The organism is Lentibacillus sp., assembly GCF_035301675.1.
GTDB lineage: Bacteria > Bacillota > Bacilli > Bacillales > Amphibacillaceae > Lentibacillus.
Genome location: NZ_DATGTT010000030.1, coordinates 1 through 4,845, shown reverse-complemented (window position 1 = coordinate 4,845; position 4,845 = coordinate 1). Strand labels below are relative to the sequence as shown.

General features: G+C 44.0%; 4 protein-coding genes and 1 riboswitch. Of the genes, 2 read left to right on the top strand and 2 right to left on the bottom strand.

The window, feature by feature from the left end; all coding sequences use genetic code 11:
- Positions 1-25: 25 nt before the first annotated feature.
- Entirely contained in the window at positions 26-865 is an 840-nt protein-coding gene (locus VK097_RS04460) for a YitT family protein (protein WP_324210602.1), read from the bottom strand.
- A gap of 219 nt (positions 866-1,084) precedes the next feature.
- Positions 1,085-1,186: riboswitch (SAM riboswitch) on the top strand.
- Positions 1,187-1,315: 129 nt separating this feature from the next.
- Here VK097_RS04460 and VK097_RS04455 point away from each other — a divergent pair.
- Both VK097_RS04455 and VK097_RS04450 read left to right on the top strand, forming a co-directional pair.
- Entirely contained in the window at positions 1,316-2,929 is a 1,614-nt protein-coding gene (locus VK097_RS04455; RefSeq protein WP_324210601.1) for a sodium:solute symporter family protein, read from the top strand.
- Positions 2,930-3,242: 313 nt separating this feature from the next.
- Positions 3,243-4,436 (top strand): M14 family zinc carboxypeptidase, encoded by a 1,194-nt coding sequence (locus tag VK097_RS04450; RefSeq protein ID WP_324210600.1) that lies wholly within the window; start codon positions 3,243-3,245, stop codon positions 4,434-4,436.
- Positions 4,437-4,561: 125 nt separating this feature from the next.
- On the opposite strand, the gene VK097_RS04445 is transcribed toward VK097_RS04450, so the two are convergent.
- Positions 4,562-4,845 (bottom strand): DUF2569 family protein (locus tag VK097_RS04445; RefSeq protein ID WP_324210599.1); only part of this gene is annotated, 284 nt, incomplete at its 5' end.

Genomic DNA, 4,845 nt, shown 5'->3' with positions numbered 1-4,845 from the left:
CCCACTGCTGAAGTTGATCCTGGCTTTATGATTTTTTTGCCCAGGAAAAGCTGCCGCCAAATACGTCCCGGACGTCGTGAATGACAACAAAAGCTCTGTCATCGACAGCGTTTATAATGCGTTTGAGTTTCATAATCTGGTATTTGTTAATGATGATATAGGCCATATCGGCATTTTCTTTCATGTAGCCGCCATACCCTTCGAATACCGTTGCGCTTGTTTTCATTTGCTGAACAACTTCATCGGTTATTTCCGGCGCATAGGCAGAAATAATGCTGACGGCTTTTCGTGTGTCAAGCCCTTCCAGGATGATGTCTGTCGCTTTCTTGCCAACAAATAATGAAACGATTGTATACATCGTATTGAGCGGACCGATGATGAAAAGTCCGGATGTCACGATCACTGCGTCGAGCGCAAAGTTCGTCCGTGTCAGATCCCAGTCAAAGTTGTGGTGCAGCATGCGTGCAATAACACTTGTCCCGCCCATGGAACTGCCGGTTCGCAGGATAAGTCCTGCCCCAATGCCAATGAAAAAACCTGCAAAAATAGCTGAAACAAGCGGGTCCCCCAAAGACTCAACCTTTTGTTCCGTTATATAGATGAAGAATGAAAGGAGCGGTGCCGTGAACACTGTCAGGAATATGGTACGCCTTGGCAGTACCCGGTAGCCAATCAGTAAAATAATTGATGCCAGTACAAAGTTCACGATACCCGGTGACCAGCTGAATGCATAGTACAGAATTAACGATAAGCCTGGCAGCCCGCCATCTGCAAGGTTGTTTGGGATTGCCAGAAAAGTCAGTGCCAAAGCATAAAGCAAAGTGCCGGCCACAATCATGATCAAGTCCTTCACCAGTTGCTTCATTTTCTCCTCATCTCCTTGTTTAACTGTGGAAGGTATCAACCTACTCTATGTTGGAATCAGTTTAGCACGTTTTATTTTGAGTCAGCAATATTTTGTGGCAATGAGCTATTGTGATGTGCTATGACGATACATGACTATACGATGTGACACTTTATATAAAACTAACCATTGACACATTTATCGAAACATTGTAAATTATACACAATAACCTAAGTGAACTTCTTATCCAGAGAGGTGGAGGGACTGGCCCTGTGAAACCTCGGCAGCAGGCTTTTAGAGTACTGTGCCAAATCCATCAGATAAATGTCTGAAAGATAAGGAGAGGCGGTCATAGCTATATTAGCCCTCTTCTTATCATTGGAAGGGGGCTTTGTTATGTTGCTTTTTTGTAATGGGCGAACTGTATAAAAAAACAAAGTAAATTTATCAATTTAAAAGGATATGAGGAACATGACAGCGTATGGTGTATGGATTATTATTCTGGCAATCGGATATACGACCGCTTTGATTATTGCCGGTCAAATTGCCAAACGGCGCCTGACCAATAAAGACAGCTATTTCGTCGGCAATCGGAATTTCAATAAATGGATTGTGGCTTTTTGTATCACAGGGCTATTCTCCGGCTCGACCTATATTTCGATTCTTGAACTGTCTTATTTAAGCGGCATCTCGGCAGTGTGGTATGGGGTCGCAGAAATGGTGCAGATATTTATTATCGCCTTTCTGATCATTCAACCGTTCCGGAAAAAAATGATGGTTACCGTTTCCGGTCTGATTGGTGATTCATATGGACGGGTGGCTAAAGGGGCCGCCGGAGCTATTACAGCTTTCGCATTTCCCATGTGGTCTGTTGCCACTGCGATTGCTTTTGCCTCGGCCATTCATGTGTTCACGGGAATTTCACTGTCTCTTTCTGTTGCGTTTACCGCGATTTTGCTTTTCATATATCTTCAGGCAGGAGGAATGTGGTCCCTTGCGTTTACACAGACGATGAATATGATTTTGTTTGGATTGATGGTCATCATCGGTGGCATCGCCTTTTTTATTCATCCGGGAATTGATGGTCTGGCTGCACTGGCAGAGGAAAGACCGGCTATGTTTTCGTTCGACAATGTTGGATTGCAGGTCATTGTCGTCTGGTTTGGAACCTTCCTGGTCAATGTCATTCTTGCCCAGGCTGCCTTCCAGATGGCGCTGTCTTCCCGGACACCTGAAGAAGGGCAAAAAGGACTGGTTATGGCCGGTTTTATGGCCATTCCATTCATCGCCGGCGGAGTGCTGTTCGGTATTTCTGCTAGTATCATGGTTCCCAATGCGCAAACGGGGTTGATTGCGATACCCCAGTATTTAATGGAAGTACTCCCCGCACCACTTGTTGGTTTGTTTTTCTTGGGTGTATGGGCATGTGCACTGGGTTGGGGCGGCCCTTGCCAATTTTCCGGAGCAACAAGCCTCGGCCGTGATGTGAGCAGTTCGATCAAACCGGCAGCAACCGAAAATCAGCTGATTGCCTATACGAAAATATCGCTGCTGCTATTAACGGTGCTGATGATTGTGTTCGGGTTAATGCGTACGGAGCAATCCGCGTGGTGGAATGTCATGGCATGGACGATTCGAAACAGTGCAACCTTCGCACCGGTAATAGCAGCGTTGTTCTGGCCTGTCGTTACAAAACGCGCTGTCTCGATAGCATTATTTAGCGGTTTTGCAAGCGGTTTGTTATGGTATTATCTCGGGGATTGGGATCCAAATGCGTTTTTCCTAAATGTTCATCCGGTCTGGATTGGGAGCAGTGTTAATGTTGTGAGCATCACTTTTGCTACCCTGATGGACCGGAAAGCGGATTGGTTTATTCAAAGAGCGAATCGCTTGGCTTACACGAGTTTAACTGGTGGACTTGTGCTTGCCTTCGTAAATGTTGTTTATTTTTCGCAGCTTTATCAAAGCGGTTTGTTTGGTCTGTTTGTGTTTGCGGCGATCCTGTGCTTCTTCATTGCAGTGATTCGCTTTGTCCGGCCGGCTAAGGAAACGCAGGACGTTGGGAAGACAGCGGCGAGCTTGTAGCGGTTTATACTTATGAAAGCTTAATATAGTAGATGACTTGTACTAGAGTCGTGTTTATGTTTCCCTTTCTTTCCATTTTACGTTATAGATGAGTTGCCGGGCATGAACTGAAAGAAGAAATAATTGCAGGCTCGGCATCCTCAGGCAGAATCCATGCTTCTAAAGTATTAAGCCTTACCTTTTACTTATCCAAAACTATCTCCAAACGCGCTTATGTCAGGTGCTTTCGATTCATTTTTCCATTTATTAAAGGGATTCAATAATTTGAAGAAGAATAGATATAGTAGCTTTAAATAATTGGAGGGATTTCTGGATGAAGAAAAAGAAGAAACTTGCGATGGCATGCAGCGCTGTTTTACTGAGTGCAGGGATGTTGGCTCCAACCTATGATGCAACGGTACAAGCTGATCCTAATCCGGTCATCATGAAAAAACCACCTGTATCCGGATTCATCAGCCACGACGAACTATCCAGGAAATTAAATCAGATTGAGAAATCGAGTCAGGGGAATGTTGAGGTAGAAGTGGCCGGCCATTCCAATCAAGGCCGTGAAGTCTACAAAGCAACAATCGGTTCAGGGGATAAGGTTGTGTTAATTCAAAGTGAAATTCACGGCAATGAAAAAGTCGGTACAAAAGCACTATTAAAGATGATCAAAAAAATCGGAACCAATAATTCGCCTGAAATGAGACAACTCAGGGAAGAATTAACGATTGTTGCCATGCCTATGATCAACCCGGATGCGACGGAATTGAATCGTCGCGGGACTGAAATGACATGGGATGAGGTGACAACTGCATTCCCGCAGCTCGAAAATGCAGAACCTTCCTGGAATTATTACACTTACAAAAATGAATACTGGGATTATGAATCGAATCCTGGTTTTGATATGAATCGTGATTTTAATCCTGATCTGGATTACACGCCACAGCCTGAAGATTTTCCGGGTTCATCTTCTGAACCGGGATGGTATATCACACCTGAAGCGCAAACAGTGCGTGATGTTTATAAAGATTTGCAGGATCAATTTGGCACAGTAGATGTTTTCATTGACTTGCACCATCAGGGAGAATACGTCATCGAGGGTACGGATAAGCCGGTTACATTCTCACTTTCCGGTGTGTTCGTCCCACATCCAAATACTGAAGAGGGCGAAAAATATAGCGAATATGCAGACCAGTATAATGTCGATTACTCCAAGCAATTGAACGTGGCAGCATATGATGCGTTACAACAAATGGGCAATTCTCCATTTGGCAACATCTCGCTATACCCGCAAGATCTGGATTTGCCGGGTACAGCACTTGGCTCCTTTGCGCTGAATGGAAGCGGCACCGTGCTATTTGAAATCACCGGCCAGACACAAGACTTCGGACAAAAGAAAATGGGGCAGCTGCGAAAAGCAGTCGAAACCGGTGTGTACGGTATTTTAAATGGTGTTGCAACAGGCGAAGTGGATGACTTAGATGCTGGAAGGTATGATGATATACCGTTGACGGAAAGATGAATGAGGATTGCTCAAAGAAGGCAGATGCTGAACAAAACGTCCCGTACCAATTTTATTGTGGTACGGGATGTTTTATAGAATCTATTTGAATGTGTCCGTCAAATAATGATAAAGACCATTTTTCATCAATTGACGAACGTTGCCTTGACGCGTTTGGACCTGATGAAATACCCGATCAAAACGGCATTGAATAGAATATAAATCCAGTCAATGCCTGCTCCAGAAATTATAACAGGCAGGTACAGTAAAATGTCGATGGTATAACTCACTATCATTAGTTTTGGCAATATTCGTTTCCGTTTAATCCACGTGTATATTATGAATAGATAAAAGAAAGCAAGAACGAAGTCTGTTATGTATATAAATAAATCGTAACCTGCTAAATCGGCCGGATTGAACGTTAAGACAA